Source organism: Streptomyces abyssomicinicus, assembly GCF_008974245.1.
GTDB classification, from domain to species: Bacteria; Actinomycetota; Actinomycetes; order Streptomycetales; family Streptomycetaceae; genus Streptomyces; species Streptomyces abyssomicinicus.
This window is the reverse complement of record NZ_BBZI01000005.1, coordinates 1,832,226-1,858,823: the sequence shown is the minus strand read 5'-3', so window position 1 is coordinate 1,858,823 and position 26,598 is coordinate 1,832,226. Positions and strand designations below refer to the sequence as shown.

The 26,598-nt window shown below is 71.1% G+C and carries 20 protein-coding genes and 2 pseudogenes; 6 read left to right on the top strand and 16 right to left on the bottom strand.

Annotated elements, in window-relative coordinates; translation table 11 throughout:
• Nucleotides 1-327: 327 nt before the first annotated feature.
• The 3 genes from GBN72_RS07925 to GBN72_RS07915 all read right to left on the bottom strand — a co-directional run bounded on the left by GBN72_RS07925 (nt 328) and on the right by GBN72_RS07915 (nt 5,566).
• On the bottom strand, nt 328-2,130 hold the full coding sequence (locus GBN72_RS07925) for a chitinase (RefSeq protein WP_151770834.1): 1,803 nt from the start codon (nt 2,128-2,130) through the stop codon (nt 328-330).
• A gap of 468 nt (nt 2,131-2,598) precedes the next feature.
• Nucleotides 2,599-4,086: an FG-GAP-like repeat-containing protein gene (locus GBN72_RS07920; RefSeq protein WP_246212312.1), complete on the bottom strand. Its 1,488-nt coding sequence runs from the start codon at nt 4,084-4,086 to the stop codon at nt 2,599-2,601.
• 517 nt (nt 4,087-4,603) lie between these two features.
• Nucleotides 4,604-5,566, bottom strand: coding sequence for a zinc-binding dehydrogenase (locus GBN72_RS07915; protein ID WP_164540451.1), 963 nt, complete (start codon nt 5,564-5,566; stop codon nt 4,604-4,606).
• A gap of 95 nt (nt 5,567-5,661) precedes the next feature.
• Here GBN72_RS07915 and GBN72_RS07910 point away from each other — a divergent pair, with 95 nt between their 5' ends.
• The gene (locus GBN72_RS07910; protein ID WP_151770832.1) at nt 5,662-6,300 is read left to right on the top strand and encodes a TetR/AcrR family transcriptional regulator; all 639 of its coding nucleotides are present in this window, start codon (nt 5,662-5,664) and stop codon (nt 6,298-6,300) included.
• A 207-nt stretch (nt 6,301-6,507) separates the two neighbouring features.
• Here the strand turns inward: GBN72_RS07910 and GBN72_RS07900 are convergent, their stop codons facing one another.
• From GBN72_RS07900 to GBN72_RS07885, 4 genes and pseudogenes are all read right to left on the bottom strand, one after another.
• On the bottom strand, nt 6,508-7,881 hold the full coding sequence (locus GBN72_RS07900) for a HEAT repeat domain-containing protein (RefSeq protein WP_246212311.1): 1,374 nt from the start codon (nt 7,879-7,881) through the stop codon (nt 6,508-6,510).
• An 846-nt stretch (nt 7,882-8,727) separates the two neighbouring features.
• A complete protein-coding gene (locus GBN72_RS07895) occupies nt 8,728-9,261 on the bottom strand; it encodes a DUF7919 family protein (protein ID WP_151770830.1) in 534 nt (177 codons plus the stop codon).
• Between the two features lie 7 nt (nt 9,262-9,268).
• Nucleotides 9,269-9,408, bottom strand: a pseudogene (locus GBN72_RS35115) (YnfA family protein); the annotation flags it as partial.
• Nucleotides 9,409-9,827: 419 nt separating this feature from the next.
• A complete protein-coding gene (locus GBN72_RS07885) occupies nt 9,828-10,655 on the bottom strand; it encodes a class I SAM-dependent methyltransferase (protein ID WP_164540449.1) in 828 nt (275 codons plus the stop codon).
• 551 nt (nt 10,656-11,206) lie between these two features.
• On the opposite strand from GBN72_RS07885, the gene GBN72_RS07880 reads away from it, so the two are divergent.
• The 3 genes from GBN72_RS07880 to GBN72_RS07870 all read left to right on the top strand — a co-directional run bounded on the left by GBN72_RS07880 (nt 11,207) and on the right by GBN72_RS07870 (nt 13,187).
• Entirely contained in the window at nt 11,207-11,827 is a 621-nt protein-coding gene (locus GBN72_RS07880; protein WP_151770829.1) for a hypothetical protein, read from the top strand.
• A 107-nt stretch (nt 11,828-11,934) separates the two neighbouring features.
• Nucleotides 11,935-12,486: a SigE family RNA polymerase sigma factor gene (locus GBN72_RS07875; protein WP_151770828.1), complete on the top strand. Its 552-nt coding sequence runs from the start codon at nt 11,935-11,937 to the stop codon at nt 12,484-12,486.
• Nucleotides 12,483-13,187: a hypothetical protein gene (locus tag GBN72_RS07870; protein ID WP_151770827.1), complete on the top strand. Its 705-nt coding sequence runs from the start codon at nt 12,483-12,485 to the stop codon at nt 13,185-13,187. Before GBN72_RS07875 ends, GBN72_RS07870 begins: the two co-directional genes overlap by 4 nt.
• A 306-nt stretch (nt 13,188-13,493) precedes the next feature.
• Here the strand turns inward: GBN72_RS07870 and GBN72_RS07865 are convergent, their stop codons facing one another.
• Nucleotides 13,494-13,961, bottom strand: a complete 468-nt coding sequence (locus tag GBN72_RS07865; protein ID WP_151770826.1) for a peptidoglycan-binding domain-containing protein — start codon at nt 13,959-13,961, stop codon at nt 13,494-13,496.
• Nucleotides 13,962-14,097: 136 nt separating this feature from the next.
• Here GBN72_RS07865 and GBN72_RS34025 point away from each other — a divergent pair.
• A pseudogene (locus GBN72_RS34025) lies at nt 14,098-14,253 on the top strand (ISL3 family transposase); the annotation flags it as partial.
• A 38-nt stretch (nt 14,254-14,291) separates the two neighbouring features.
• On the opposite strand, the gene GBN72_RS07860 reads toward GBN72_RS34025, so the two are convergent.
• The 8 genes from GBN72_RS07860 to GBN72_RS07825 are packed head-to-tail and all read right to left on the bottom strand — an operon-like array spanning nt 14,292 to nt 24,830.
• Complete coding sequence (locus tag GBN72_RS07860; RefSeq protein ID WP_246212310.1) at nt 14,292-16,034, bottom strand: ABC transporter ATP-binding protein; 1,743 nt, start codon at nt 16,032-16,034, stop codon at nt 14,292-14,294.
• Nucleotides 16,031-17,791, bottom strand: coding sequence for an ABC transporter transmembrane domain-containing protein (locus GBN72_RS07855; RefSeq protein ID WP_151770825.1), 1,761 nt, complete (start codon nt 17,789-17,791; stop codon nt 16,031-16,033). The genes GBN72_RS07860 and GBN72_RS07855 overlap by 4 nt, the downstream gene beginning before the upstream one ends.
• Complete coding sequence (locus tag GBN72_RS07850; RefSeq protein WP_151770824.1) at nt 17,788-18,984, bottom strand: alpha/beta hydrolase; 1,197 nt, start codon at nt 18,982-18,984, stop codon at nt 17,788-17,790. Before GBN72_RS07850 ends, GBN72_RS07855 begins: the two co-directional genes overlap by 4 nt.
• The gene (locus tag GBN72_RS07845; protein WP_151770823.1) at nt 18,977-19,831 is read right to left on the bottom strand and encodes an ABC transporter ATP-binding protein; all 855 of its coding nucleotides are present in this window, start codon (nt 19,829-19,831) and stop codon (nt 18,977-18,979) included. Before GBN72_RS07845 ends, GBN72_RS07850 begins: the two co-directional genes overlap by 8 nt.
• A complete protein-coding gene (locus GBN72_RS07840) occupies nt 19,828-20,886 on the bottom strand; it encodes a FecCD family ABC transporter permease (protein ID WP_151770822.1) in 1,059 nt (352 codons plus the stop codon). The genes GBN72_RS07845 and GBN72_RS07840 overlap by 4 nt, the downstream gene beginning before the upstream one ends.
• Nucleotides 20,883-21,926 (bottom strand): FecCD family ABC transporter permease, encoded by a 1,044-nt coding sequence (locus GBN72_RS07835; RefSeq protein WP_218042021.1) that lies wholly within the window; start codon nt 21,924-21,926, stop codon nt 20,883-20,885. The genes GBN72_RS07840 and GBN72_RS07835 overlap by 4 nt, the downstream gene beginning before the upstream one ends.
• Nucleotides 21,923-22,933, bottom strand: coding sequence for an ABC transporter substrate-binding protein (locus tag GBN72_RS07830; RefSeq protein WP_164540445.1), 1,011 nt, complete (start codon nt 22,931-22,933; stop codon nt 21,923-21,925). The genes GBN72_RS07835 and GBN72_RS07830 overlap by 4 nt, the downstream gene beginning before the upstream one ends.
• 31 nt (nt 22,934-22,964) lie before the next feature.
• Nucleotides 22,965-24,830 (bottom strand): siderophore-interacting protein, encoded by a 1,866-nt coding sequence (locus GBN72_RS07825; protein ID WP_151770821.1) that lies wholly within the window; start codon nt 24,828-24,830, stop codon nt 22,965-22,967.
• A gap of 128 nt (nt 24,831-24,958) precedes the next feature.
• Here GBN72_RS07825 and GBN72_RS07820 point away from each other — a divergent pair, with 128 nt between their 5' ends.
• Nucleotides 24,959-26,566, top strand: coding sequence for an AraC family transcriptional regulator (locus GBN72_RS07820; protein ID WP_246212309.1), 1,608 nt, complete (start codon nt 24,959-24,961; stop codon nt 26,564-26,566).
• Nucleotides 26,567-26,598: the final 32 nt, after the last annotated feature.

Genomic DNA, 26,598 nt, shown 5'->3' with positions numbered 1-26,598 from the left:
CACCATAAACAGTCCGGTGAGCCCCACCCCTCAGCGGGCTCGAGACCAGAAACAGGCGTTTACCTGTAAACCGACATCACCTCACGAACCGCCCTCTAAGACCCGCCTTCCACCGCCACCTGCTGAACAAACGAACCGCCGCGGCAACGACGCCGTGAACACCCCAAAAACACCCCTCCCCCCCGACACGCCCACCCTCAACAGGTGAGTGGTCACGGCGGTCAGGGTGCTCCATGTCCGGCCCAGCTGTTGTCGAGGCGGTCCGCGCGGGGTGTGAGCGGCGACCGCGAGGTGACGGGCTGAGCCGTCACCTCGCGGGGTGGGTCGTCAGTTCCAGGTGTAGGCGTCAAAGTTCCGGCTGAACTCCCAGTTGTTGAAGCGGTCCCAGTTGATCGACCAGGTCATCAGGCCGCGCAGGGACGACCAGGTGCCGTGGGTCTGGTAGGAGCCGCAGTTCTGCTTCCTGGTGAGGCAGTCCAGGGCCTTGTTCACCTCGGCGGGGGTGGTGTGACCGTTGCCCGCCTGGGTGGAGGCGGGGAGGCCGATGGCCACCTGGTCGGGGCGGAGGCCGGGGAAGAAGCGCTCGGCGTTGCCGGCGACCGGGAAACCGGTGAGCAGCATGTCGGTCATGGCGATGTGGAAGTCGGCGCCGCCCATCGAGTGGTACTGGTTGTCGAGGCCCATGATGGGGCCGGAGTTGTAGTCCTGGACGTGGAGCAGGGTGAGGTCGTCGCGCAGCGCGTGGATGACCGGCAGGTAGGCGCCGGCGCGCGGGTCCTGACCGCCCCAGGGACCGGAGCCGTAGAACTGGTAGCCGAGCTGGACGAAGAAGGTCTCCGGGGCCATCGTCAGGACGAACTTCGCGCCGTACTTCGCTTTGAGGGCCTTGACCGCCTGGATGAGGTTGACGACGACCGGGCTGGTGGGGTTGCGGAAGTCGGTGTCGCCGGTCTGGAGCGAGAGCGAGTGGCCCTCGAAGTCGATGTCGAGGCCGTCGAGCCCGTACTCGTCGATGATCTTCGAGACGGAGGAGACGAAGGTGTCGCGGGCGGCCGGGGTGGCGAGCTGGACCTGCCCGTTCTGGCCGCCGATGGAGATGAGGACCTTCTTGCCGGCGGCCTGCTTGGCCTTGATGGCGGCCTTGAATTCGGCGGGCGACTCGACGCCGGGGCACTCGGCGGCCGGGCAGAGGCTGAAGCGGATGTCGCCCGAGGTCACCGAGGTGGGCTCGCCGAAGGCGAGGTTGATGACGTCCCAGGAGTCGGGTACGTCGGCCATGCGGGTGTAGCCGGAGCCGTTGGCGAAGCTGGAGTGGAGGTAGCCGACGAGGGCGCGGGCGGGCAGCTCGCCGCCTCCCCCGCCGTTTCCGGAGGCCGTGGTGGCGGTGACGGCCGCGGACTTCGCGGACTCGCCCGCGCTGTTGGCCGCCGACACCTGGAAGGAGTACGCGGTGCTCGGGCTGAGACCGGTGGCGGTGTACGAGGTGCCGGTCGCGGTGCCGAGCCGGCTCCCGCCCCGGTAGACCTTGTACGAGGTGGCTCCCGCGACGGCGGGCCAGCTGAGCGGCACCGAGGTGGCGGTCGGGGTGCCGGCGGCGAGGCCCGTCGGGGCGGCGGGGATCTGGACCGGGTCGCCGCCGGGCCCGAGGAGGGAGAGGTCGTCGGCCTGGTAGGCGGGGGTGCCGTACCAGCCGTGGGTGTAGATGGTGACCGAGGTGGTGTTCGCGCCGGTGGTGAAGGTCTTGGCGAGCTTCTGCCATTCCGGGGCCGACTGGGTCCAGGCGTACCCGTCGGTGGTGCCGGCACCGGCGACGCCGAGGTACACGTAGCTGCCGCGGACCCAGCCGCTCAGCGTGTAGGTCGCGTTCGGCTTCACGGTGACGGTCTGGGAGCACTTGGCATTGTCGCTGCCGGCCGGCGTGGCCTGCAGCGCCTTGGTGCCGCTGCGCACGGGGGTGGTGACGACGGCGCCGCTGCCCGCCGTACAGCTCCAGCCGTCCAGGCCGGCCTCGAAGCCGCCGTTGCGGGCGAGTTCGGAGTCGGCGGCCTGGGCGGCCGGGGTGAGCGCGGTGAGCCCGCCGACGGCGAGCGCGCCCACCAGTAGCAGGGTGAGAGGTCTGGTGCGGTCCACGACTGCCTCCGGGGGTGAGGGATCGGAGTGGAGCGCGCCACAGCATGGTCCAGACCAATCAAGTGGTCAAGACCTCTGTACGGGACTCGACGAGCGGGCCGACGACCACACCGTCCTCGTGCACGTCCGCAGCGTCAGCGTCAGCGTCAATGGTCGCGCCATGGCTGGTCTTCTCGGGGTTGTGTGCGCGATGCCGATTCCGCGGGCGGTCAGGGGAAGGCGGGCAGGACCGGGTGGTCGATGTGGTGCTCGGCATCGACTCCCCACGCGCCGCCCCACGCGGCCGTCGGTCCCCTGGGGTGCCGCGGACCCGCGCAGCAGGGCGGCGCGGGTCCGGGCGGCCGGGAGCTCGGCGGCCGAGGGCCACTGTCCGTATGGCCCTGAGGGCGTCACGCACCTGAAGCCGGGCGCGGCTGTGGCTGTGGCTGTGGCTGTGAAGGACGCTCCTGAGCGGGGGCCGTTTCCGGGTCAGTTCTCCACGTGCGGGCTGGTGAGGGCGGCGCCGAAGGAGGCGTTGTAGTCGCCCACGGTGATACCGGCGTTCTTGCCGCACAGGTTGACCGAGCCGTCCGGCACGGGGCCGGCGGCGGAGCCGCGGGCGATCCAGGCGCAGCCGTCGGAGTTCTCGCCGGGGGTGCCGACGATTGTTTCGGCCTTGCCGTCGTTGTCGAGGTCGGCGAGGTGGACGGCGGTGCCGAAGCTGTCGTCGGCCTCGGCGGTGCCGGGGATGCCCGCGGTGTTCTGGGTGTAGCCGGCCGCTTCGGCGGTTGTCAGGCCGGCGGCGGAGCCGCGCAGCAGGACGGCGGTGCCCGCCCGGGCGAGCGTCCCGACGGCCTCGCCGGGGGCGCCGACCAGGACGTCGGCGTATCCGTCGGCGTCGACGTCGCCGACGGACAGGGACTGGCCGAACTGGTCACCCCATTCGGCGGCGCCGGGAACTCCGGCCGTGTCCTGGTGGAAGACCTGCGGCTTCTGGTCGGCGGTGATGCCCTGGGCGCTGCCGAACAGGACCTGGATCTCGCCGCCCTGGTGGGCGGCGGGCGTAGGCGCGTCGCCGTAGCCGTCGTAGGCGATGCCGGTGACGAGGTCGCCGTAGCCGTCGCCGTTGATGTCGCCGATCTGCCCCGCGTGACCGTCGGCGTACGGCAGCGCAACGGGGTAGTTGGCGAGCGGGTCCTCGGGGTCGAGGACGCCCACGTCCAGTCTCACCGGTCCGCGGATGTCGCCGCCGGTGGGGCCGGCCAGGTAGAAGCGCTCGGCCCTGCCATCGCCGTTCACGTCGCCCATCACCACACCCCGGGCGTTCGCCCGCCACTCGCGGTAGTGGGCGGCGGCCTGGCCGGTGCGGGTGAAGGGCCCGCTGTAGGCGCTGATGCCGCAGCCCGAGCCGACACCGACCTCCGGCGCGCCGTCGCCGTCCATGTCGCCGGCGGCGATCGACATGCCGAAGCGGCAGGCGGTTCTGCCCTCGCCGTAGCCGGCCGGCGGGCTGATGGTCGCACCGCCGTTCAGTCCGCCGGGGCCGCCCCACACCACGGTCACCGAACCCCGCGACTCACCCGCGCCGTCGACGTTCTCACGGGGGGAGCTGACGAGGAGGTCGGCGTAGCCGTCACGGTCCAGGTCGGCGCCGGCCACCGTCCCGCCGAAGTGGTCGTATTCCTCGGCGGCGCCGGGGATACCGGTCGAGGCCTGGGTGATGACCGTGCGGCGGGTGGTGTTCACCGAGGACGCGGAGCCGTAGAGCACGACGACCGCCCCGGCTCCCTCCACCGTGCCGACGGCGGCGGCCGGGGCGCCGACGGCCAGGTCGCGGTAGCCGTCACCGTTGAAGTCGTCCTGTACGGGCGCGGTGTTGGCACCCTGGAAAGGGGCGGCGGCGGACGATGTCACCGGGGTGAGGGTGACGGCCATGGAGGCGGCGAGCACCGCTCCCACCGTGGCTGCTCTGCGCAACGAACACTCCTGTCTCAAGCAACGCAACGCCCCCATGACGCACGAGCAGCACGAAAGGTTGTACGCCCGATGCACACTCGCCGACCGCCCGCCGTCTCCCACGCCTGGGCGCGGCAGAGCGGTTCGGGAGCTGGTGGAGTCGGCGGCCCTGCCGGGCCGGCTGGGCCGTGGTGCGGCGCCCTGCGGGACGTTTCGGGCCTTGGGTCGAGCCGGCTCGACCTGCGGCATTCCCCAGGGCAGCACGGGAGTCGGGACGTCGAGCACCGCGCGCATGACACGGTCGGTGTATCCGTCAGGGGTGGGGGACGCAGCTCGACGTGGGCGCCCGCCTCGACTTCGCCGTGGCCTCCGTACCGGGGCCCCGGGCCCCCGGCCGTCAGGCCGCGCTCCGCTGTGGAGAGAACGTACGAACCCTGCGCCTGTACAGCACCGTTGAGAGGGCTGTGCCGGCGTTTCGCGTGGCGGCACCCCGGCCCATGGACGCCCCGGGCGCGCCACGGAGGGGAGAGCGCGGAGGCTACGGTGTCAGCACGATCCTGCCGAAGACTTCGCCTGCGTCCATCTTCCGGTGTGCCGACACGGCCTCGTCCAACGGCAGCAGTTCGTGCACCACTGCTTCGATCTCGCCTCGGCCGGCTGCGCCGAACTGCTTGCTGCGTACGGCACTCAGGTCGGCCGGGGAGACGGTGGCTGCGCTGAAAGCGGCGAAGGACATCGACTTCTGGAACGCCGCCATGATCTTCGTGCCGAAGTCCGCGGGCGGCTGACCTGCGACGGCGCCCACGGCCACCATGCGGCCGTTCGGGTTGAGCCTGTCGAAGAACGACGACATGTCCTCACCGGCCACAACGTCGATGATGACGTCGTAGCCCGTGGGAGCCGCTTCCCCTCCGTCGCCGGAGCGGTCCAGCACGTGGGTCGCGCCGAGACGGCGCAGCCGCTCGCCGCGCTCGGACGACGATGTCGTGACCGCCACAGCGGCGGCACCCCCGCGAGCCGCGAGCTGCACTGCCATGATCCCGATACTGCCGGCCGCGCCACGCACCAGGACCGTCTCGCCGGGAGCGAAATGGCCGTGGGCAAGCCCGAAGTGGGCCACCGCACCGGCGCTGCCGAGCGTCACCGCGGCGGCGGCCGACAGGCGGTCGGGCAGGGGAAGAATCTGCTCGACCGGCGCGACGGCCTGTTCGACGTAGCCTCCGCCGGTGCCGGTGAAGCCCCACACTCGCCGGCCGATCCACGACACGTCGACGCCGTCACCGACCGCGGTCACGGTGCCCGCCACCTCGCCACCCGGGATGTGGCCCTCCTTGAAGCCGTGGGCGGCCAGAGCCCCGCTCCGGATCACGGTATCGACACCGCCGACGCCCACCGCCTCGGTGGCGATCAGCACCTGCCCGGCAGCGGGTGCGGGTACCGGGAGGTCGACAACAGCCAGACCGTCAGGACTTCCGAACGTCCGGATCGAGATTGCCTTCAAAGTGGTCTCCAGGTCTTCGGACTGCTCAAGCGCGAGAGCTTCTACGTCGCGGGACGGTAACGGACGCCCCCGTCCGTCTGGGTAAAGTGAGAGTGGTGACCGACCGCTTGCCTCATACGTTGCGTTCCGACGCGCTGGACAATCGCGAACGCATCCTCGACGCGGCCCGGGCGCTGTTCTCCGCCGATGGCCTGGACGTGCCGATGCGGGAGGTCGCGCGGCGTGCCGGGGTGGGACCCGCCACCTTGTACCGTCACTTCCCGACCAAGCAGGCGCTGGTCGCCGATGCCTCCGCGGACCAGTTGCAGGCATGCCGCGCCATTGTCGACGAGGGGTGCGCGGATCCTGATCCGTGGCGTGGCCTGTGCATGGTGATCGAGAAGATCTGTGAGCTGCACGCCCTCGATCGGGGCTTCACCGAAGCCTTCCTGTCGGCCTACCCGGGGGTGACGGATGTCGCCGCGGGCCGTGAGTACACGGTGCAGGAAGTCGCCGAACTGGCCCGGCGGGCCAAGGAGGCAGGGCGCCTGCGGTCCGACTTCGTGCTGGACGACCTGATTCTCGTGCTCATGGCCAACAAGGGGATCCACGCCGCATCGGCCGCCACCCAGGTCAAGGCCTCCCGACGCTTTTCAGGGCTGGTGATCCAGGCGTTCGAAGCCTGCCCTCGCCACGCACCGCTGCCTCCAGCGGCACGACTGGCATCCGCACCACCCCAGGGCCTGTCGCGGTAGGTACCGGACCTACCACGACAGAAAGGTGACCCCGCTCCCGACGACTACGGAAATGCCGGTGGCGGCCATCGCCCGGCATCGCGCCGAGGTCCCTCGAGGAACCCGTCCGTCGCTGCCCCTGTGCCGAGGCAGCCGCGCTGGTCCACACCCTCGGTCGCTGCCAGTGGCTGGAGCACGGCGACCTCCTCGTCGCCGCGGCGACCGGCGTCATGCGTCTCGGTCGGGGTGGCGGCGTGTGCGGTACGTCCAGAGAGCGGACAGCCGGTGGTCGTGCTCGGAGAAGGCGTCGAGCGGTCCGATCCGCTCGTACGCCAACTCGGCCCGTGGGTCGTCGCGGCGGGCGAGAGCGAAGGCCGCCTCCAGGCGCAGGTCCTTGTCGTCCTCGTCGAGGAGGCCGAGGAACGCGTGCAACGTGGGGGCGGACCGGTCGTCGGAGCAGGCGAGGGACTCGGCGGCGCGGTGCCGCACCGGGAGGGCGTCGTCGTCGATCAGGCGGAGCAGGGCGTCCCGCATCGCCGGAGTGAGGTGGTTGCCGGGTGTGAACCGTGGAGCGAACACCTGGGCCACGGCGGCCCGGACGGCGGGCTCGGGATCGTGAACCATACCGAGCAGTGCGGACATGGCCGCCTCACCGCGTGCGGTTCCTTCCCGGCTCAGGCAGAACGCCGCCTCGCTGCGTACGCCCGGGTCCGGGTGGTCGGCGTACCGGAGGCCGATGGCCTCCTGGTCGGGATGATCCCAGCCGTTGTAGGCGTCCAGGATGCCGGCGAGCACGTGCCCGTCGGGCTCGTCCTGCGCCCAGGACGCCAGGAAGTCGGCATCCTGGGCGAGGTCCGACGCGCGGTCGTCCGGCTGGAGAAAGCACCGCTGCCACAGAACCGAGACCAGGAAACGGCGGTGCGTGGGATCGGGATGCCGGCGCAGAGCGGTGAGCTCGGACCATACGCGTGGGCCCCGGCGCTCGCCCAGGCAGTGGGCGGCGATGAACCAGTTGCTGTCCCATTCCTCCGCGTGCGGGACGGCGCGTGCCATCACTTCGGCGACGGGCGGCAGCACACCGAACCGCCACTCCAGTTGGGTGAGAACGGCCCCGTGCCCGGCCCGCACCGTGAGCCCTCCGAGGGAAACCTCGTCGATCGTGTCGCCGTCGGTCTCGTCGATCCGGTGCTTCACGGCCGGTCCGGCGGCCCCGGTCCGGCGGCGCAGCTCCTCCACCACACCGGTCTCATGCCAGTGCCGGGCCAGATCGAGCAGTTGCTGCCGGGAAGCCTCGGGCAGGCGGAGCCGAGGAGCGTCCCCGAGTACCACGGAGACCAGCGCCGGGGAGCCGGTGTCGACCGCCCGCAGCAAGGGAGTGCTCCCGTCCGGAAGGACGCGGTCCTGGTCGGCGCCCTCTTCGACCAGGACCTCGGCGGTGAGGTGGTCGCGCCGTGCCACGGCGGTGCAGAGCAGGGGCAAGCCGTCGGGCCCCGAGCTGTCCGGTGCCGCGCCCTGCTCCAGACAGGCCCGCACCGTGTCGGTGTCACCGGCAATCACGGCACTGACCAGCCGCTCGGTCAGGTCCAACGACGGCTTCGGCAACGCTCTCCTCGACGATGTGTTCGAAGGAGGCAACGTACCAGGAACAGGGCGGGTCGGATGTCCCCACCCGCTCTCCCGGGCACGACGGAGCTTTCCTCAACGTCCCCGGGCACCTGCTCGCACCACTCCGGAACTGGGTGCGCCATGTGCTCGTCGGCCAGCCGCTGGGCGCCGCGTTGTCCGCAGGGCGCTGCCGATGCGGATCACGGCCCGTCCGGGGTGTGTACGGCCAGGTGATCGCCGACGATGTCCGTGCAGCCGTCTCCGGTGACGGGTGCGTCGGGTAACGGCCGGAATCCCGCTGGGAAGCGCGCACGTCAGGCTGCGGTCCACCACCGTCCGCGAGCGTTCACCCCTGCCGTCGTCCTCGGCGGCCTGCGACACCATCGCGGAGGCCCGACGCCGCTGCCGCAGCCGGCTCTCAGCGATGCCGAGTTCGACCGCACGCGCCAATGACGGGTTCGGTGCGGTCCTCTTCCTCGCCGCCAGCAGGAACGCCGTCACGCTCGGCCTGATCGCCGGTGCGGGTGATCAGGCTCGTGGCCGGGCGCTTGTGGCGGGACGCCCGTAAGGCCAGGCGTGCGGAAGCCGCCATGTGGAGCCGGAGGGTGACCGCCGGAGACCTCGAGTCCGCCCGGACCCGACGGCACATAGCCCGTCTGGCAGCGCACGGCCTGGACACTCACTCCTTGGAACGCCCCTACGTCAGCGCCGCACTCCTGGTCGCCGTCGCAGGGGTGGCCCGCCTGTGCGCATCGGACGTGACCGTCCGACCGGGCGGAAAACAGTTTTCAGCCGAACCGGCAGGCAATGCCATCAGGTGACCCTCGGTCATGACGGGCACCCTCACTCGTCGTCGACGTGGCGAAGGACTTCATCCTCCGGTATGCACGGGAACCTGATTCCTGGAAACCTCGCCTGCCAGGCTCCATAGGGGTCGAAGGCGAGGACTGCCTCGATGAACGGCTGGGGCGGCAGGTAGGCGTGGTCGACGACGTAGTGGCCGATGAGGCTCGGGGCGGCGAAAACAGTGCCTGGGCTGCCGGGGACGCGGATCTCACCACTTCCGGCGCTTGCGCGCAGGTCTCCCGGGCGTGGTGTGTACCAGGGGTGGGAGTCGGGGAGAGGCGTGGGGCAAAGATCGCACTCGTGCAGGCCCAACATGACATTGACTTGCTGGGCATCGACTATCGCCAGGAGCTTGCGGGCGAATTCCCGGGGAGCCTGGCCGCTCGTCCAAGCGTAGCCACCTTCCAGCCAGCCTATGTTGAGTCGGTCGTAGGCTGGCTGAAAGCTGACAAAACGACAGCCGTCGGTCACGTCGATGAATTCGTCCCCTTCGCCCCAGTAGGCGTACGGGCTGAGGTCCGCGTAGAACATGTGCCCATCATCGCGCCGCGTCCCAGCGGTCGGGGCGGTAGCCGTCGGCGATCATGCCCAGGCGATCGCCCCCGCCACAAAGGTCCCGCCGTACGCGGCGAGGATGCGGCCGAATCTGTCGTCGGACTGGAAGGTCGCCACCACGCCGTCCTCGCCTGCGGTCTGCTGTCGTGCTCTGCTTCGTCCGTTGGATCGCTCCATGCCTGCTGACGAACGTGTAACCCGGTCCATGTGTCGTGTCCAGTGAACCGGGGCGGGCGCGGTCGACGGGTGAGGGACCAACGTGGTCCCCCTGCGTGCAGGCGTGGCCCGGTCTCGCCCACAGGGCCGCGCACGGCGGTGCACGTGTTGGACGGCAGGCGTCGGCCTAACGTCTGCCACGGACTCGAGGTCGTTCGGCGGGGTTTGTGCGAGGCGGCGTGCGAGGGCCGCGGTCGCGTCGTCGAAGTCGGCGCCGGGCCGTTCCACCATTCCGTCGGTGTAGAGGGCGAGTACGGCTTTCGCCGGGAAGGGGAACGGGCGGTGGGTCTGTTGCCGCTGCATCGGCAGGTACGTCACCACTGGGCTCACCCGGCGCGCTGTCCGACGCGGAGGACGCTCAGGTAACGGCGGGATGCTCGGTCGCCCATCCGCGTGCGGATGCGCTCGGCGATTGCGTCGAGCAGGGGCTCACGGACGTCGCGGTCGAGGCTCCGGTACGACGACAACGAGCGAAGGTGATCGGCAAAGCCGTCCCCGTCGAACCACTGAACGGTTGGGTACCAGCGCACGATCGTGGGGCCGAACAATCCTCCGGGGTCGTCGACCAGGCCCCAGCCCTCGGCGGTGGTGGGCACGTCGTCCTCCAGGGGAGGGTGACCCCAGTCAGGGTTCCCGGGGCAGAACCGCTCGTGGAGATCGGCGGTCTCGGCGTACACCTCCGGCTCCCATGCTCGGCGGACAACGACGTTGCCGAGCAGTGCCATCCAGCCTGCGGGACGGAGCACGTCGTGCGCTCGTTGCCAGCCGATCGACGGGTCGACCCAGTGCCACGACGACGCAGCCACGAGGACGTCGAAGCGTCGACCGCGGTCGTCCCACTCCTCGAACATCGACGTCTCGACTCCGACGTTGCCGAAGGTGGCGATCCGCCGACGGGCGAGTGCGGCCATTTCGTCGCCCGGCTCGATCGCGGTCACTGACCATCCGAGCGCTGCCAGCGAGTGCGTCGCCTGGCCGGTTCCGCAGCCCACCTCCAGCACCGACGACCCGTCGTCGATTCCGGTGATGGTGGCAAGGTCCGCGAACAGCTCGTCAGGGTATCCCGGTCGGACCCGGTCGTAGATCTCGGGCACTTCGTTGAACACCCGACCGAGGTCACGTCGATTCGGGCGCGTCTTCGGATCGTCTGTCACGAGTGCCCGCTCTCCGTTCCGACCGCAACCCGGCGGACTTCCGTCTGGTCGTCGAGCAGGTACTGAGCGATGGTCGCACAGCGGCTCGCAGCGGTGTGGGACAAGGCGAGGGCCAGGGCGAGGTACAAAGGGCCGGCGCCGGTGGTCAGCGCTTCGTGCAGTATCCGATCGCCGCGGATGCGTTCCGCGGGGCGTCGTCCAGGTCTCCAGCGGGGGGCGAACGTTGCCGAGGTGGATGTAGAGGCAGGTGCGGGGCTGTGGCCGGGCTCGGCTGTCGCCGCCGAGCAGTAGCAGCGGCCGGGTGCGGACGTCGCGGGCGAAGCCGGCGGCAGTTCGACGGTGCGGGCGTCGATGCGGGAGCGGGTCGCCAAGGGGCTTTCTTCGCCCGGAAGTTCCAGGTCGGTGAGGGCCTCGGCGACCCGAACTCGGGGACCGTTGGTCACCCCTCACGGGAAAGTCGCCCGGCAGGACATAGATGTGCGGCCCTGTGTCCGTCTGAGTGGTGCAAGGAGTTCGACAGACGCATCACTGGGACTCGCAGGAGGAGTCAGATGGAGATCAGGAGCGGATGGAGGCGGCTCGCCACGATGGGCGCCGCGGCCGTGGTGCTGGCGGGCGGTGCCGGTGCGGCCGTGGCCGTGGAGCGGACGGCCGGGCATGCCGCCCAGGTGCTGGCGACCGTGGACGCGGCGGCACCGGCGAAGGCCCCTGACCGTGCGACGACGGCCCCGGGGCCGCGAATCGTGCGGGCGTACCAGCCGGTGAGCATCGGGCAGGGCGCCGTCATGGCCCTGCTGCCCGAGGGGCGGCAGAACTACGTCGTGGCCTGGACGGACGTGCGTGAAGCGGTCGAGCAGGCCCGGGAGATGGTGGGCGACGACATCCGGCCCGAGAGCCTCAGCGGCGGCACCACCGTCGACGGGGCCGACGTGCTGTACACGGGCGCGTGGCGCACCAGCACCCCGCCTTCCCGGATAACCGTCCGCACGGCTGACGGCGCCGAACGGGACGCGGGCGTGCTGAGCCTGCCCGGCAGACCGGGCTGGGGGACCTACTACCTCGACGCCGCCGGATCGGGGGCCCCGCAGGGAACCGTCACGGTCACCGCGTACGGCCCTGACGGCGAGGTCCTGGCGACCCTGGCGTTCGACACGTTCCCGGCCGGACGCTGACAGCGACCGCAGACCCCGTGGCCGGAGCCTTCCGTGCTGTCCCGGTGCACCCTCGCACCGGGGCAGTGCGGCGGACGGGGGCCGGACACGGCGAACAGAGGACCCGAGTGAAGACCGACGCGGAAGCGGAGTTCGGGGCATTCATGGTCAGCCGCTGGCACCGGATGCTCAGGACCGCTCACCTGCTCACCGGACACCACCACGACGCGGAGGACTTGGTGCAGACGGCCCTGGCGAAGGCGTATGCCCGATGGGAACGGGTGAGGCGCAGCGACGATCCCGACGCCTATGTCTGGCGCATCATGATCAACGCCAACCGGGACCGGCTGCGCGTGCCACGGGCCCGGGAGTGGCTGACCAACCGCTTCCCCGAGGCGGCCGCATCGGAAAGGGCCGACTCGATCACCGAGCATTCCGCGCTCATGGCGGCTCTGGCCCGGCTTCCGCAGCGGCAGCGGGCGGTCGTCGTCCTGCGCTACCTGGAGGACCGCAGTGAGAGCGAGGTCGCCGCACTCCTGGGGACGCGGGTGGGCACGGTGCGCAGCCATGCCGCCCGTGCCCTGCGCAAGCTCCGCGCCGAGCCGGCTGTGACCGGACGCGACGGCGGACCCGTCCCTCTGGAGCGCAGCGAGGCCGTGCGGGAGGAGGTCCGCCGGTGAACGAGGACGACAGGCGGCTCGCCCAGGCGCTCCACCGCGCGGCCGACGCCTTCCCCATGAGCCCGGCCCCCGTCGACGCAGTGATGCGGCGTGGCCGGGTCCTGAGCCGTCGCCGCCGCGCCCGGGCAGGCGGCGCCTGGGCCGCCGCGCTGGTGGCGGCCACGACCCTCGGGGCGCTCACCGGGCAAGGCACGCACGACGGGACCGCACCGGTGCCACCCGCCACCGCCATGCCCAGCCCGCCACCGACCAGTTCCCCACCGCAGCAGGGTGCCCAGAGGGTGCGGGCCTATGAACAGGTGCCGATCGGGCACGGCCTGCGGATGGCGCTGCTGCCGGAAGGACGGCAGAGCTACGTCGTCGGCCAGGGCGACCTGACCCGGCCCATCGAGCTCGCCCGGGCCCACGCGGGCGGCGACAGCCTGAACCTCGGCGGCATCAGCTCCGGCACGAGCACGGTGGCGCAGGGAGTGGTGTGCACGGGCGCCTTCCGCACCCGCACCCCACCCGCCCGGCTGGTGATACAGGTCGGCAACGGCACGCCGCACGAGGCCCAGCTGCTCGTCCTGCAGGGCGACCCGGGCTGGGGCGCCTACCACGCGTTCCTCGACGGCGTGCCTCAGGACGCCACACTCACCGTCACGGCGCTCGCGCCGGACGGACACGTCCTGGCCCGGCTGCGCACGGAAGCACCACGCTGAGCCGTGAGCTGCCACGAGGTGTGCGGCATCCCGCGGGTTCGTCCTGGTCGTCGTCATCTCCCGGTGCCGCAGGTCGGCCCGGCAGATGGGAGCGAGGGATCGGGGCACGCGTCCTCGACGGCATGAACGCGGTAGCCGACGGCGAGCGTTGGGTGATCGTGTTACCGGCTCCGAGGCTGCCGTCCCTGCCCGGAAAGGCGTCGGCGAGGTCTTGGTGCTCACGGACGGACTGGGCCGCCCCTTTGTGGAGAGGGGCGGCCCAGCAGTCCTCAGGGGCGCGGATCAGGCTCGGCCGCGGGAGGCGGATCAGTAGCCGTACAGGTCGACGCACCAGTTGGCGAAGCGTGCGAAGGCGGCCCGGGTACCGTCCCCGGCAATGCCGTCGATCGGGCCGGTGTAGTTCCAGGCATCCTTCATCGCGCGCTGCAGCGCCTTGATGGTGTTGGGCCCGACGATCCCGTCGATGGCATCCGTGTACAAGCCGCCGTCCCGAAAGGCGGTCTGCAAGGCCTTCCAGCTGTTCGTGCCCAGGTAGCCGTCGATGGTTCCGGGGTTGTACCCGAACTCCTTGAGCCGGCGCTGGATGCCCTTGGCCTGTCTGGTGCTCAGCCCGAGGTTCTGGGTGGCCAGCGGGGTGATCTCGGAGGTGATGGTCGACGTGGTGTCTGCCGGAGCCGCAGTGGCGGTGGCGTTCGCGCCTGCGAGGGTACCGACGGCGATCCCCACGGATACGGCCGCACTGACGAACGTGCGCTTCCAGATTCCGAGTTGCATGCTCTTCCTCCTTCTGGTGCAGCTTGCGGGAGTCACCATGGCAGTTGATGGCTTGACGAAACCTTGCAGGAAGCTTGTGGACGCGTGAACGCTGTGGTCGTGCCCGTCTCTGCCATCGCCGGGTGCCCGGCATCAGGGCTTCACCGGCTGCCTGCACCTCCTGCACAGGTACATGAACCAGCGCCGCGCGGACACCGACCGAAGCCATGTCTCGTCACGCGGGCTCGCCCGGAGGCTGCAGGCCCGGCCCGGCAACCTCGAGGCCGGCCGACTCGCCCAGGCCGACAAGCTCCGCGGACTGCGGCGCGTCCAGGCCTGGTGATGCTGTTGTCACCGAGCGGCCTCCCAGGCCGTCCACAGCGCGGCGTACACACCACCGGCGTCGACCAGCTCTCCGTGGGTGCCGGTCTCGATGATCCGGCCGCGCTCCATCACCATGATCCGGTCGCAGGCCGCTGCTTGGGAGAGACGGTGCGCGACCACAACTGCGGTGCGCCCGGCGAGGACAGCATCAGCAGCGCGGTCGAGCTGCCCGGCGTAGGCGGAACCGGCCTCGGCGGTCGCTTCGTCAAGGATCACCAGATCGGCGTCGGCGAGCAGCAGGCGGGCGAGGGCGAGTTGCTGCGCCTGTGCGTCGGTGAGCGGGTGTCCGCCGACACCTAGCGGGGCGTCCATCCGGTCGGGGAGGACATCGAGGAGGGATGCGGCGCCGGTGGCCTCCAGCGCTGCGTGGAGGTCGCGGTCGGTGGCCCCGGGTGCGGCGAGGGTGAGGTTGTCGCGCAGGGTGCCCGTGAAGACGTGGACCTCCTGGGTGATCATCGCGGTACGGCTGGGGCGGGTCACCCTCCCGGCCTCAGGCAGGTGGGTGCCTGCGACGACGCCGGCGAGCGTGGTCTTGCCTGCCCCGGACACGCCGACGACGGCGACGCGCTGACCGGACGGAATGGTGAGGGTGATGTCGTCGAGTACGCGTGGCCCCTCGCCGTAACGGAATGAGACCTCGTCGAGTTGTACGGCGGTGCTCGCGGCCCGCGCCGGGACGTCCGACGGGCTGAACGGAATCGTGACGACCCCGATCATGCGGCTCAGCGATGCGAGGGCGGACTGGAGGGTGTCGATGACCAGCAGCAGCTGGTTGACCGGTCCGAGCAGGCGTAGCACGAGCAGCATGGCGGTGGTGGCGCCGCCGACGGTCGATGCGTCGTGGTCGATCAGGACGAAGCCGACGACGAGTACAGCGGCCAGGCTCAGGCACTCCCCGAGGTTGAGCCGGGCATTGAGCATGCTCAGCACGGTGCGTGCGCGGAGCGACTGCCTCGCGACGCGCCAGGAGTCCGTCATCACGGCTTGGTGTCGTTGCTCGGCGAGCCCGAAGCCGAGCACGGTGGCGTGGCCGCGCTGGGACTCGAGGATCTGCTGGGCACGCGCGCTCATCGCCGTGCGCTCGGCGCGGTAGACCCCTGGTCCGGTGCGCAGGTACCACCGCACGGCCAGCACGTAGACCGGCAGCACGACGGCGCAGGCGGCCGCGTAGGGCCATTCCAGTGCCGCGAGCCCGCCCAGCGACACGACGATGGTGAAGGCGGTGACGGTGAGCGCCGGGATCACGGCGGGGGCGGCGTCGGCGACCGCGGTGACGTCGTCGCTGGACCGGGATATCAGGTCTCCGGTGCCGGCGCGCTCGACGAGGTGCTGTGGGAGGGTCATGGCACGGCTCACGAGCTGCTCGCGCAGCGCGGCGAGGACGGAGTGGTAGACGCGGGTGGCGAGCACGATCGTCAGCGCGGTGCCCCCGGCACCGAGGACTGCCGAGAGCGTCATGACGGCCGTGACCGTCAGCACTGTGGGGAGGTCCGCGGTGCCGGCCTGCACGTGGTCGACGAGGTGTCCGATCGCGACGGAAACGATCAGGTCGGCGCCGGTGCTGACGATCCCCAGCATCCCGGTTACGGCGAGCCGGAGCCGGTACCCGTGGCTGAGCCGCCACACCTCCCGGACCGTCTCGCGGCCGCTCGCGACGGGCAGCCCGGAATCGGGAGCCGCTGTCCCGGGCATGGTGGAGGTGCCGCTCATTGCGCCGTCCTCGAGGTCGTAGGTGCGTCGTCAGGCAGTTCGACGACGCGGTCGCAGGCTGCGAGCAGTGCCGGGGTCGAGGCGATCAGCAGCGTCGAGCGGCCTGCCCGGACACCGCGCAGCCGGCCCGCGATCGTGTGCTCGGTGACCGAGTCGACCGCGGTGGTCGGGTCGTGCAGCACGAGCACCGGCGCGTCGCTCGCCAGGGCGCGGGCGAGCGCGATCCGCTGGCGCTGGCCGCCCGAGAGCCGGTTGCCGCCCTCGCCGACCGGGACGTCGAGGTCGGCCGCGAAGTCGTCGCAAGCGGCGGCGCGCACCGCGGCGTCCACGCGCTCGGGCGCGCCCGGGATCAGGGCGACGTTGTCGCGGAGGGTGCCGCTGAAGAGGGTGGCGCGGTGCGGCGCGACGGTGACCCGGGAGCGGTACTCGAGCGGGGACAGCTTCCGCGCCGCGACCCCGTCGAGCCGCGCCTCGATCCCTCCTTCGGCCCGCGGGTCGAGCAGCGCCTCGACGATACGGGCGGCGGTCCGGTCGTCGGCGCGCACGCCCACGAGCTTGCCGGGCTCGACCCGGATCGTCACGCCGGGCCCGGAGGTGCTCGGCACGACCACGTCCAGCTCCGGCAGCGCGGTGACCTCCCGCCGGGTCGCGTCATCGGGCCCGGCCGTCGGCTTCGCGTCGTCCCGCAGCACGTCGAGGACACGCACGGACGAGGCGCGTGCGCCGGCCAGGTTGGGGATGGACGTGCTCGCGATCGCCTGGATCTGCGGCAGCAGTGCCTGGGCGAGGCCGACGGCGGTGATCAGCCCGCCGACGCTGAGCTGTCCGTCGAGGGCGAACCAGCCCGCCAGCCCCACCACTGCGGCGACGAAGGTGCCGCTGAGCACGCCCGAGCCCATGAGGAACCTCCCCAGCAGGCCCGCGTTGCGCGTGGCACCGGCAAGGGTTCTCTGGCTTGCCTGCCGGTACCGGCCGGTCGCCTCGGCCTCGGCACGCATCCCTTTGATCACCCGGTAGCCGGCGACCAGGTCCGTGGCCTGTCCGACCGTGGAGGCCAGCAGCTCCTGGTACTCGCGGGTGTCCCGGGAGAGCCGCTCGCTGAGCATGCCCATCGACCAGACCGCGACCGGCGCCCCGAACAGCACCACGAGTCCGAGCAGCCGGTGCGTCGCCAGCAGCGACACCGCGATGAATCCGATGGCGGTGATCCTCGAGACGGGGATGATCGTCAGGATGACGGCGTTGGACAGGCGCGCGACGTCGTTCGTCATCACCGAGACCACGTTGCCGTCCGGCGCACGGCCGGTGCCGCCGACCGGGTGCAGCACGCCCGTGGAGAGGGTGGCACGGAGCCGGTGCTGCAGTACCTGCACCGCATGGGCGGTGAGGCGCAGCGAGAGCCTCGCCGCCGACGTCAGCGCGATGTAGAGGGCCACCAGCACGCCGAGCCACAGGGCCAGCTGTCCCTCGTCCCCGGTCGCGAGGGCCCGGTCGATCGCGAGTCCCATCACCACCGGGACCGCGGACTCGCCCACCTGCCACGCGATCGCCAGCAGCGCCGCGGGAACGCTGACTCGCCGCACCGAGAAGATCACGCGCCGCAGGAACCGGCCCGGGGTGGTCCCCGGCCCGGACTCGAACGGCCGAGTACCGAGCGGCTCGGCGGGAGCGAGCAGGAATACCGGCAGCCGGCGGGTCAGCGGTCCTCGCCCCAGTCCTGCGGGGTCGGCGCCGGGGAAACGCGAGGAGTTCCTCATGCCTGGCTCCGATCCCCGCTCGTGGGCGGGAAGCACCAGAGCAGCGCATCGGCGAAGATTCCTCGCCACCATGCGTAGTCGTGTCCGCCGGCGAACTCTCTGTAGAGGGTGTCGTAGCCCTTTGCGGTGAGCACGTGGTCCAGCCAGCGGCTGTGGGTGTTCGAGCTCTCCAGCTCGCCGACGTCGTGGAAGACGCGGAGCGGTGCCGTTTCCGCGGCCAGGTATTCGGCGATCAGTGTGGGTACGGGGGTGCGGCGCAGCAGCTCACCTGACCCGGTGCCCCACCTGAGGTCGGGGTGGTACCCGCACGAAGGGGACTGGAGGATGGCGTTGCCGAACGTCGTCGGGTGGTGGAGCGCTGTCCAGCCGGCGCACAGACCGCCGAAGCTCTCGCCGGCCAGCGCGACGTCACGGGGGTCCCGTGAGAGCGGATACCGGTGGTGGAGCCACGGCAGGAGTTCCTGGACCAGCATCCGGGAGAACGCCGGGTTGCAGAGCAGCTCCTTGTCGCGCCGCGGTGCGGGCTGACCGACGAGGACCACCACGCAGGGGCGAAGCAGTCCCGCCCGGACCAGGGCGTCACGAACGCTCGGCGCGCTGTGGTCCGGCGTCCCGTCCAGGTGGATCACGAAGGGCAGTGCGCTCTCTTCCGGGAACTCTCCCGGGGGCATCGAGACCCAGATGCGGCGTTCGCCTCCCAGGAGCTCGCCGGCCAGCACGGCAGCCTCCACCGCCGGGGCCGGCCGCGCTTCGGCCCGGTCGAGCCAGGGCAACGGCTCCGCGTCGGGCAGCACTGCGACCGAGGCCCCGGAGAACCGCTCCACCGAGCACTCCGAGAACCTCGGTGGCGGGTTGAACGGGTCCGCGACCCGTTCGCCCTCACCCGTCGGCCCGCGTCGTGCGAACACGTACGAGAAGCGCAGGTCGGCACCCATGCGCAGGGTGAGAACGCGGAACGGCGTCCCCGCCACCGGGGTGAACTCCGTGTCGATCGGGTTGAATCCGGCTCTGGGGCCGATCACCACCGCGAGGGTGACCGTCGTGTCGTCTCCGGGCTCGTCGACGAAGGTCACCTCCACCTCGTCCGCGGAGACCCGCTCGACGAGCGGTGCACCCGTCTCCTCGAGGTGTCGTCTGAACCTGTCCGGGCTCCACTCACCGGTCGCCAGCTTCTCGACCAACGGATCAGCCATTCTTCGCACGCTCCACGCCGGTGTGGTCGGCGGACCTCTGTCGGTTTCGTTCACGGCCGAGCGGCACCACTTGGGGGCTGCCGGCCACCGGATCGGGCACCACCAGGCAGCGCAGGCCGAACACCTCCTCGACCAGCTCGGCCGTGACGACCTCGTCCGGGGTGCCCTCGGCGACCACGACGCCGTCCTTCATGGCGATCAGGTGGGTGCCGTAGCGGGCGGCGTGGTTCAGGTCGTGCAGGACGGCGACCAGGGTGTGGCCGGCGTGGTGAAGGTCGGTGAACAGCTCCAACAGCTCGATCTGGTGGGTGATGTCGAGGAAGGTGGTCGGTTCGTCGAGCAGCATGATGTCGGTGTGCTGCGCGAGCGCCATCGCCATCCACACGCGCTGGCGCTGCCCGCCCGACAGCTCGTCCACCAGGCGCCCGGACAGGTCTGCGACCGAGGTCTGGTGCATCGCCCTGAGCACGGCCCGCTCGTCGTCCTCGGTCCACTGCCGGATGAACCCCTGGTGGGGGTACCGTCCCCGGGCCACGAGGTCGGCGACGGTGATCCCGTCCGGGGCGATCGAGGTCTGCGGCAGCAGCCCGACCCGCCGCGCCACCTCTTTGGTCCTGTAGGAGTTGATGTCGGCGCCGTCGAGGACGACCTGCCCGGCCGACGGCTTCCGCAGTCGGGTCAGGCTGCGCAGCAGGGTGGACTTGCCGCACGCGTTCGGGCCGACGATGACCGTGAACGACTCGTCGGGGATCGCCACCGAAAGGTGCTCGGAGATGATCCGCTTGTCGTAGCCGATCGTCGCCGACTCCACACGGAGGCGCGCGCGGTCGGCCGGGGGTGCGCTCACAGGCGTCTCCTGGCTTCGGTGTACAGCAGGTGTCCGAGGTAGCCGCCGCCGAGCACGACGGTGATGACGCCGACCGGCAGCGGGGTGGGGGCGACGTGCTGGGCGAGGTGGTCCGACGCCAGGCACAGCAGCGCGCCGACGAAGGCGGCGGGGGCGAGGGTGATCCCGGCGGTGCGGGCGAGCCGGCGTCCGATCTGCGGGGCGACCAGGGAGATGAACGCGATCGGCCCCGACGCGGCCGTGACCGTCGCCGTCAGCGCCACTCCCACCAGGATCAGGCCGAGGCGTGCGGGCGAGACCCGTACCCCGTGCGAGGCGGCCGCGTCGTCACCCAGCTCCATCTGCCGCATCGGCCGGCTCAACATCCCGGCCAGCAGCAGGAGTCCGGCGATGCAGGCGCCGCCTACGACGACCTGGGTCCAGGACACGCCGTTGAGCGACCCGGCACCCCACGCGGCCGCGGACATCGCCTGGTCCAGGTCGGCCTTGAGGATCAGCCAGGTGTTGAGCGACCCGAGCATCGCCGAGACGCCGATGCCGACGACGATCAGCCGGAACCCCTGCACCCCTCGTCGGTGGGCGAGCACGTACACGGCCACGGCGGTGGCCACCCCGCCCAGCAACGCCCCGCCGACCAACTGCACGTAGGTGCCGTCGACGACCAAGATCACGATCAGTGCGCCGGTGTAGGAGCCCTGGGAGAACCCGACGATGCCGGGGTCGGCGAGGGGGTTGCGCATCAGTGACTGGAAGACGGCCCCGCTCACACCCAGCGCGGCGCCGAACACCAGCGCCGCGGCCACCCGGGGCAGCCGCCACTCGACCACGACTTCGTGGACGATGCCGGTCTCCCCGCCGGTCAGCGCGGAGAGCACCTGCCCGGGACTCAGCGCGTACGAGCCGGTCATCAGCGCGAGCACCGCCGTACAGGCGATCGCGACCGCGAGCACCGCGCAGACGACGACCGAGCGCCACTGGAGCCGTACCGCGATCCGCCGGCGCCGCAGCACCAGCACACGCCGCCCGAAGTCCACCCGTGGAATGTGCATGCTCATAGTCCGCTCGACTTCTTCCGCCGCACCAGCGCGACGAGAACGGGGGCGCCGACGAAGGCGGTGACGATACCCACGGGGATCTCGCCGGGACGCATCACGATGCGGCCGAGGATGTCGGACACCAGCAGCAGGCTCGGGGCGAGGAGGACGCTGTAGGCGAAGATCCAGCGCTGGTGCGGGCCGACGATCCAGCGGGCCACGTGCGGCACCATGAGTCCGACGAATCCGATGGGTCCGGCGATCGCGGTGGCGCCACCGGCAAGGAGCGTGAGTGCGATCACCGCGAGAACACGGGTGTGTACCAGGCGGACCCCTTGGGCGACCGCCAGCTCGTCGCCCAGAGCCAGAGCGTTGAGCGGGCCCGACACCGCGAAGGCCAGGACGAGTGCCACCGCGAGGAACGGCAGGATCGGCCACACGACCTCGAGCGGACGACCCGCGATCGACCCGGCGTTCCAGTTCCGCATCGCGTCGAAGGCGTCCGGGTCGGTCAGCTGGAGCGCCTCCCTGGCACCGCCGAGGACGGCGCCGACGCAGACCCCGGCGAGCACCATGACCACCGGCGAGGAGCCCTGCCGTGTCGACCCGAAGGCGAGCACCAGGAGCGTGACGACCAGTGCCCCCGCGAACGCGAACCACATGTAGCCCTGGGCGTCACGGACGCCGAGCAGACCCACGGCGACCGTCACCGCGAAGGACGCACCGGCATGGACGCCGAGGACACCCGGATCGGCCAACGGATTGCGGGTGAGCGCCTGGATCAACGCGCCCGACAGACCGAGGGCGACACCGACGACCAGACCCACGACCGTGCGCGGCAGCCGGAAGTCGCGGATCGCGAACTGGTCGATGCCGGCCGAGGAGTGGAACAGCGCGTCCCACACCACCGACGGTCCGATCGCCGTCGAACCGATCATGACGCTCAGCACCAGCAGGACCACCAGTACCACCAGCGCGACGACCAGGCCGAGCAGACGGCGAGGCGGTCCGGGCACCGTCTCGGTGCCCGGACCGTCCTGCCGCAGGACGAGGGCTGTCACTGCTTGCCGGGGAGGGTCGCCAGTGCGCTGCCGAGCGAGTCCAGGTACTGGATGACGGGCCCGTAGGAGTTGTTGCCGGGGCAGAAGACTCCCAGCGCTCGACCGGAGCTCACGGCGGGGAGTGCCTTCCAGGTGTTGGTCTCGACCACCGGCACGAAGGGCTCTGTCGGCCGGCCGTCGGCGTCGACCGGGTAGGTGACCACGTCGTACTCGGACAGCTCACCGATCTGCTCGAACGGCAGGGACTCGTAGGCCAGGGGGTCCTCGCCCTCGGCCGCCTCGGGGAGGTCCAGGCCGATGTCGTCCCGGGCGATCTCGGAGCAACCGATGTCCGCGATGTAGAACGTTCCGGGATCGCTCCAGTCCCCGCGGGAGACGTCGACGAACGAGGTGCTGTCGATGACCTTGCCGTAGGTCTCCTGGATCTTGGTGACCTTCTCGTCGAACTCGGCCTTCTGCCGGCTGAGCGCATCCGTGACGTTGCCGGCCTCCGCGATGGCGTCGGCGAAGGCCTTCCACTCGGTGTCGAGCCCCCAGTACACGGTCGGGGCGATCGCCTGGAGCTTCTTGCCGACCTTGTCCCAGTCGTTGGAGTGGAACTGGACCAGGATGAGGTCCGGTTCGAGGGCGGCGAGCTTCTCGAGGTCCACCTCGCCACCGTCGCTGCCGACGATCTCGGCTGCCTCGTACGCGGTCCGCTGTTCCTCCGGCAGCACGTCGAGGTCGGACTCGGACGCCTCGGTGACTCCCACCGGCTTGCCACCCAGATCGATGAACGGGAGGTTCGTGTTGCCGATCGTGACGATTCGCCGGGGGTCGACGGGAATCTCGACGGTGCCGTTCTCGGCCTTCACGCTGTGGGTTCCGGCAGCCTTGCCGCCGCGGGCCTCGGTGGCCTTGTCGCCGGTGTCGTCGCCGTCACTGCCGCAGGCGGTGAGGACGAGCGACGCGCTCATCAGTGCGGCAGCGAGGGCTGCGCCGCGTCTCGTCAGGGGCGTGTTGCTCATGGGCGTTCTCTTCTTCTCGGGGTGGAGGGGTTCAGGCGGCGGTGGAGCGGAGGAGCTCATGGACGGTGACGCCCAGGCCGACGGTGCGCGCCGACCTGCGGGTGAGGCCGGCCCGGGCGATGACGGCGTCCAGCTCCGCTGCGGTGCGAAGGCCGGAGCCGTGGCAGACCAGGCGGATCAGGTCCTCCTCGCCGTCGTGCTCGTCGAGCTCGTCGGTGTCGAAGACCTCCTCGATGAGGAGCACCCGTCCGCCGGGGGCGAGGTTCTCGGCTGCCCGGCGCAGCGCGTGAGCGGCGTCGGCGTCGGGCAGGGTCTTGAAGGCACGGCAGATGAGCACGGCGTCGGCTGCCGGGCAGGGCTCGAAGACGGACTGCTCCAGCACGCCGACCCGCGCGCGTTGCTGATCGTCGGGAATCGTGGCGGGCAGGTCGCGGCGCAGCCAGTCGGCCTGGGCAGGCAGGGCGCAGATCGTCACGCGCAGGCTTTCGTGGGCCGCGACGTACTCACGGGCGTGGGCGCCGGCGCCTCCGGAGTGGATCACCAGGTGCTGGACTCCGGCGAGCAGGTCGGACGTGGCGATCGGTTCGGCCAGTGCGGGCTGGAACTTCGCCAGGCGCTCCAGGTGACGGTCCTCGTAGTCCTGCTCGGCTCGCACGTCGTCGAAGGTCTGGCCGGTGACCGAGGCGTAGGCGGGCCGGCCGGTGCGAACCGACTCCGTGAGGCCGTGGATCCCGAGCATCTCGCGACCGACCACCCCGGCGGGGTGGAGCCGGTCGGCGATGAACTCGAGAGTGAGGACGTCGCCGACCGGCGTCAGGGCGTAGTGACACGGCTTCGTCTCGGTCACCACGTCCAGGGTGTGCAGGTAACGCAGCAGCTTGCCCAGAGCGCGCTCGTCGGCGCCGACCTTGGCGGCCAACTCGGTCACGCCGGTCACGCCGCGGGAGACCAGGTCGGGAACGCCCAGCTCGACGGCGGTGCGGATCGCGATCGGCGCGACAAGCTCGGTCAGGTCGTGGAGCTTCTGGAACGGGGTGACCGTCCGCTCCGGGTCGGGTACCGCCCCGTCGCCCTCCAGTACGACGACCTCGGAGCGACGCCAGTAGCCGGCGAAGTCGATGTCCTCCTTGGGCATGCCACGGTCCTCGACCAGGTGCCGGCGGATGTCCCGTACGGCCGTGTGCTCGCCGGCCAGCCACGCGAACGCCTGGCCCGACCACCACTGCGCACCGCGGACGGTCTCGGTGAGCAGCGACGCGGTCCCGGCCGTCGCGCCGGAGCGGACCAGCCACGTCACGTCGACCCCGGGCAGCTCGCGCAGCTCCTGGCGGTGGGCGTCATCGGCGATCTCGATGAACACCTGCGCCCGGGCGTCGGGCGGGAGCTCGTCGAGCAGGCGGCCGATCGCGGGGAGTGCGGTGTCGTCGCCGGCCACGAGCCACCAGTCGGCGCCGGACGGGAACGCTTTGGACGTGCTCGGGCCGCTGAGGTGGATCCGGTCACCCGGCTGGGCTCGACAGGCCCATGTCGTTCCCGCGCCCACCCCGTGCCTGACAAAGTCCACGTCCAGCTCGCCGGCCTCGGGGTCCCACCGGCGGACGGTGTAGACCCTCGACAGCGGTCGCGGATCCTTGGGCACGATCAACTTCGCCTCGCCCTGGACCGGCAGCACCGGATCACGCTGACCCGGGTACGGGAAGTAGAACGCGAGGTCGTCGTCGAAGCCCGGGGAGTCGAAGGCCGGCCGCACGAGGCCGTCCGCAGCGGTGAACGCACGCAACTGTTCGCCGCTCAGCGTGACCCGCCGCATCCCCGGGGTGATGTCGGCGGTCCGGACCACCTCGACCTCACGCAGAGTCGGTGGGCGCACGGTGAGTCGGCGCGAGGTTTTGGGCATGCGGAGAACTGACCTTTCCGGTCGCTTCGAGGGCAGGAGTCGCGCACCGGCATCGGGAGGGCGCGCACTGCTAAAGTTAGGCGAACCTTACCTTCATTGGTGTGCGCAGACTGCCGTAGGGTTAGGACATGGTGGTTCCCTCCTCGTTCGCCGTAGGCGTCGGCGACCCGCCGCCCATTCCGACCGCGCGGTGGGGTTCAACGGACGGGCCCGTTCGACCGCTCCTGCTCTGGGTGCGCACCGGCATGGCGCGGGTGCGCCTCGACGGCGGGCCGGCACTGCACCTCGAGGCCGGCGAAGGCGCCTGGATCCCCGCCGACGGCTGGGCGGAGCGGGAGGTCATCACCGAGCCGGGCACCGTCGCCTTCCCGCTGTGGCCCCATGCCGGCGTCGGCGTCTGGGGGCCGTCGGAACTGACCCGGTTCGACGTTCCCAGCGGCTGGCAGGACTGGTTGATCCAGCTCTTCAACCTGCAGGTCACTCCCTTCAGCGGCCCCGGATACTCCCCCGAGGCGATCGAGGAGCTTCTTCGGCGTCCTGGCTCGCGCTCGCCGGCGCCCGCCGGGGCCGGGTGGAATCCGAGCTCGGAGGGGTCCACATCGCCGGCGATGCCGCGAGCCCTCGGAGCCAGGGCAGTCGCCGAGGAACTGATGCGCGACCCCGCGCTCGACCTCACGGTCGAGCAGTGGGCTGCGCGGGTGCTCTCCAGCGCGCGCACCCTCCGCCGTGACTTCCTCGCCGACACCGGGCTCACGTTCGAGCAGTGGCGGCTGCTCTGCCGACTCGGCGCTGCCGTGGAGTTCCTCGCCGCCGGTTACGACGTGGACCGGGTGGCCGCCCAAGTGGGCTTCGCCAGCCGCAACGGCCTCACGCGGGCCTTCAAGGGACGGTTCGGACTGACCCCCCACGAGTTCGGACGGAAGCTTTCGGCCCGACCTGGCGCCGGCGGGCTGACGCAACGGGCGGCGGCGGCACGGCAGACCGACGACCTGATCCGGATGATGCACCAGACGGACACACCCGCCGCGCCCGAGATGCTGCGCGCGGCCAGCACACCGTCGCACACCAACGACGTCCACGTCCTCAGCTGGATGTACCGAGGCAGCGGGTACCTGGACATCGGCGACAAACGCTACGAGCGGGAGCGAGGGATGGCGACCTGGATCCCCGCGGAGATGGAGCACGTCACCGGCCTCCGCGAGAACTCGGTCTCCCTGCCGCTGGGCAACGCGAGCACCGGCGACCTCCACCTGACAGCGCCGCTGCAGGTGCGGTTCTCGCCCGCGTGGGACGACTACTTGATGTTCTGCTCGATCAGCGCCCGCTCCGGACTGCGTCCTGACGGCCACAACCCCCGCCACATCCTCGACCTGTTCGCGGAACAGGTCGCCACGCAGCAAGCGCTGTCGGTGCCGATGCCCAACGATCCGCGGGCGCGTGCCGTCGCGCTGGAGTGCCTGCGCCGTATCGGCGAGCCCGGCGCGACGCACAGTGTCGCCGTCGGTGCCGAGATCCACCGCGCCTTCCGTGACGAGACGGGTATGACACTGGGCCGCTGGCGCTACGCCGCCCGCATGCGCGTCGCCCGCGACCTGCTCGCCGGGGGCGCGCCGCCCAGCTCCGTCGCGCGCAGGATCGGGTATGCCCACCTGCCCACGTTCAGCGCCGCCTTCTCCCGCTTCCACGGTCTGTCTCCGCGCGACTACCAGCAGCGCGAGTCCGAGCGGAACCGGTAGCGCCGTCGCTGTCCTGCAAAGCGGCCCTGTCC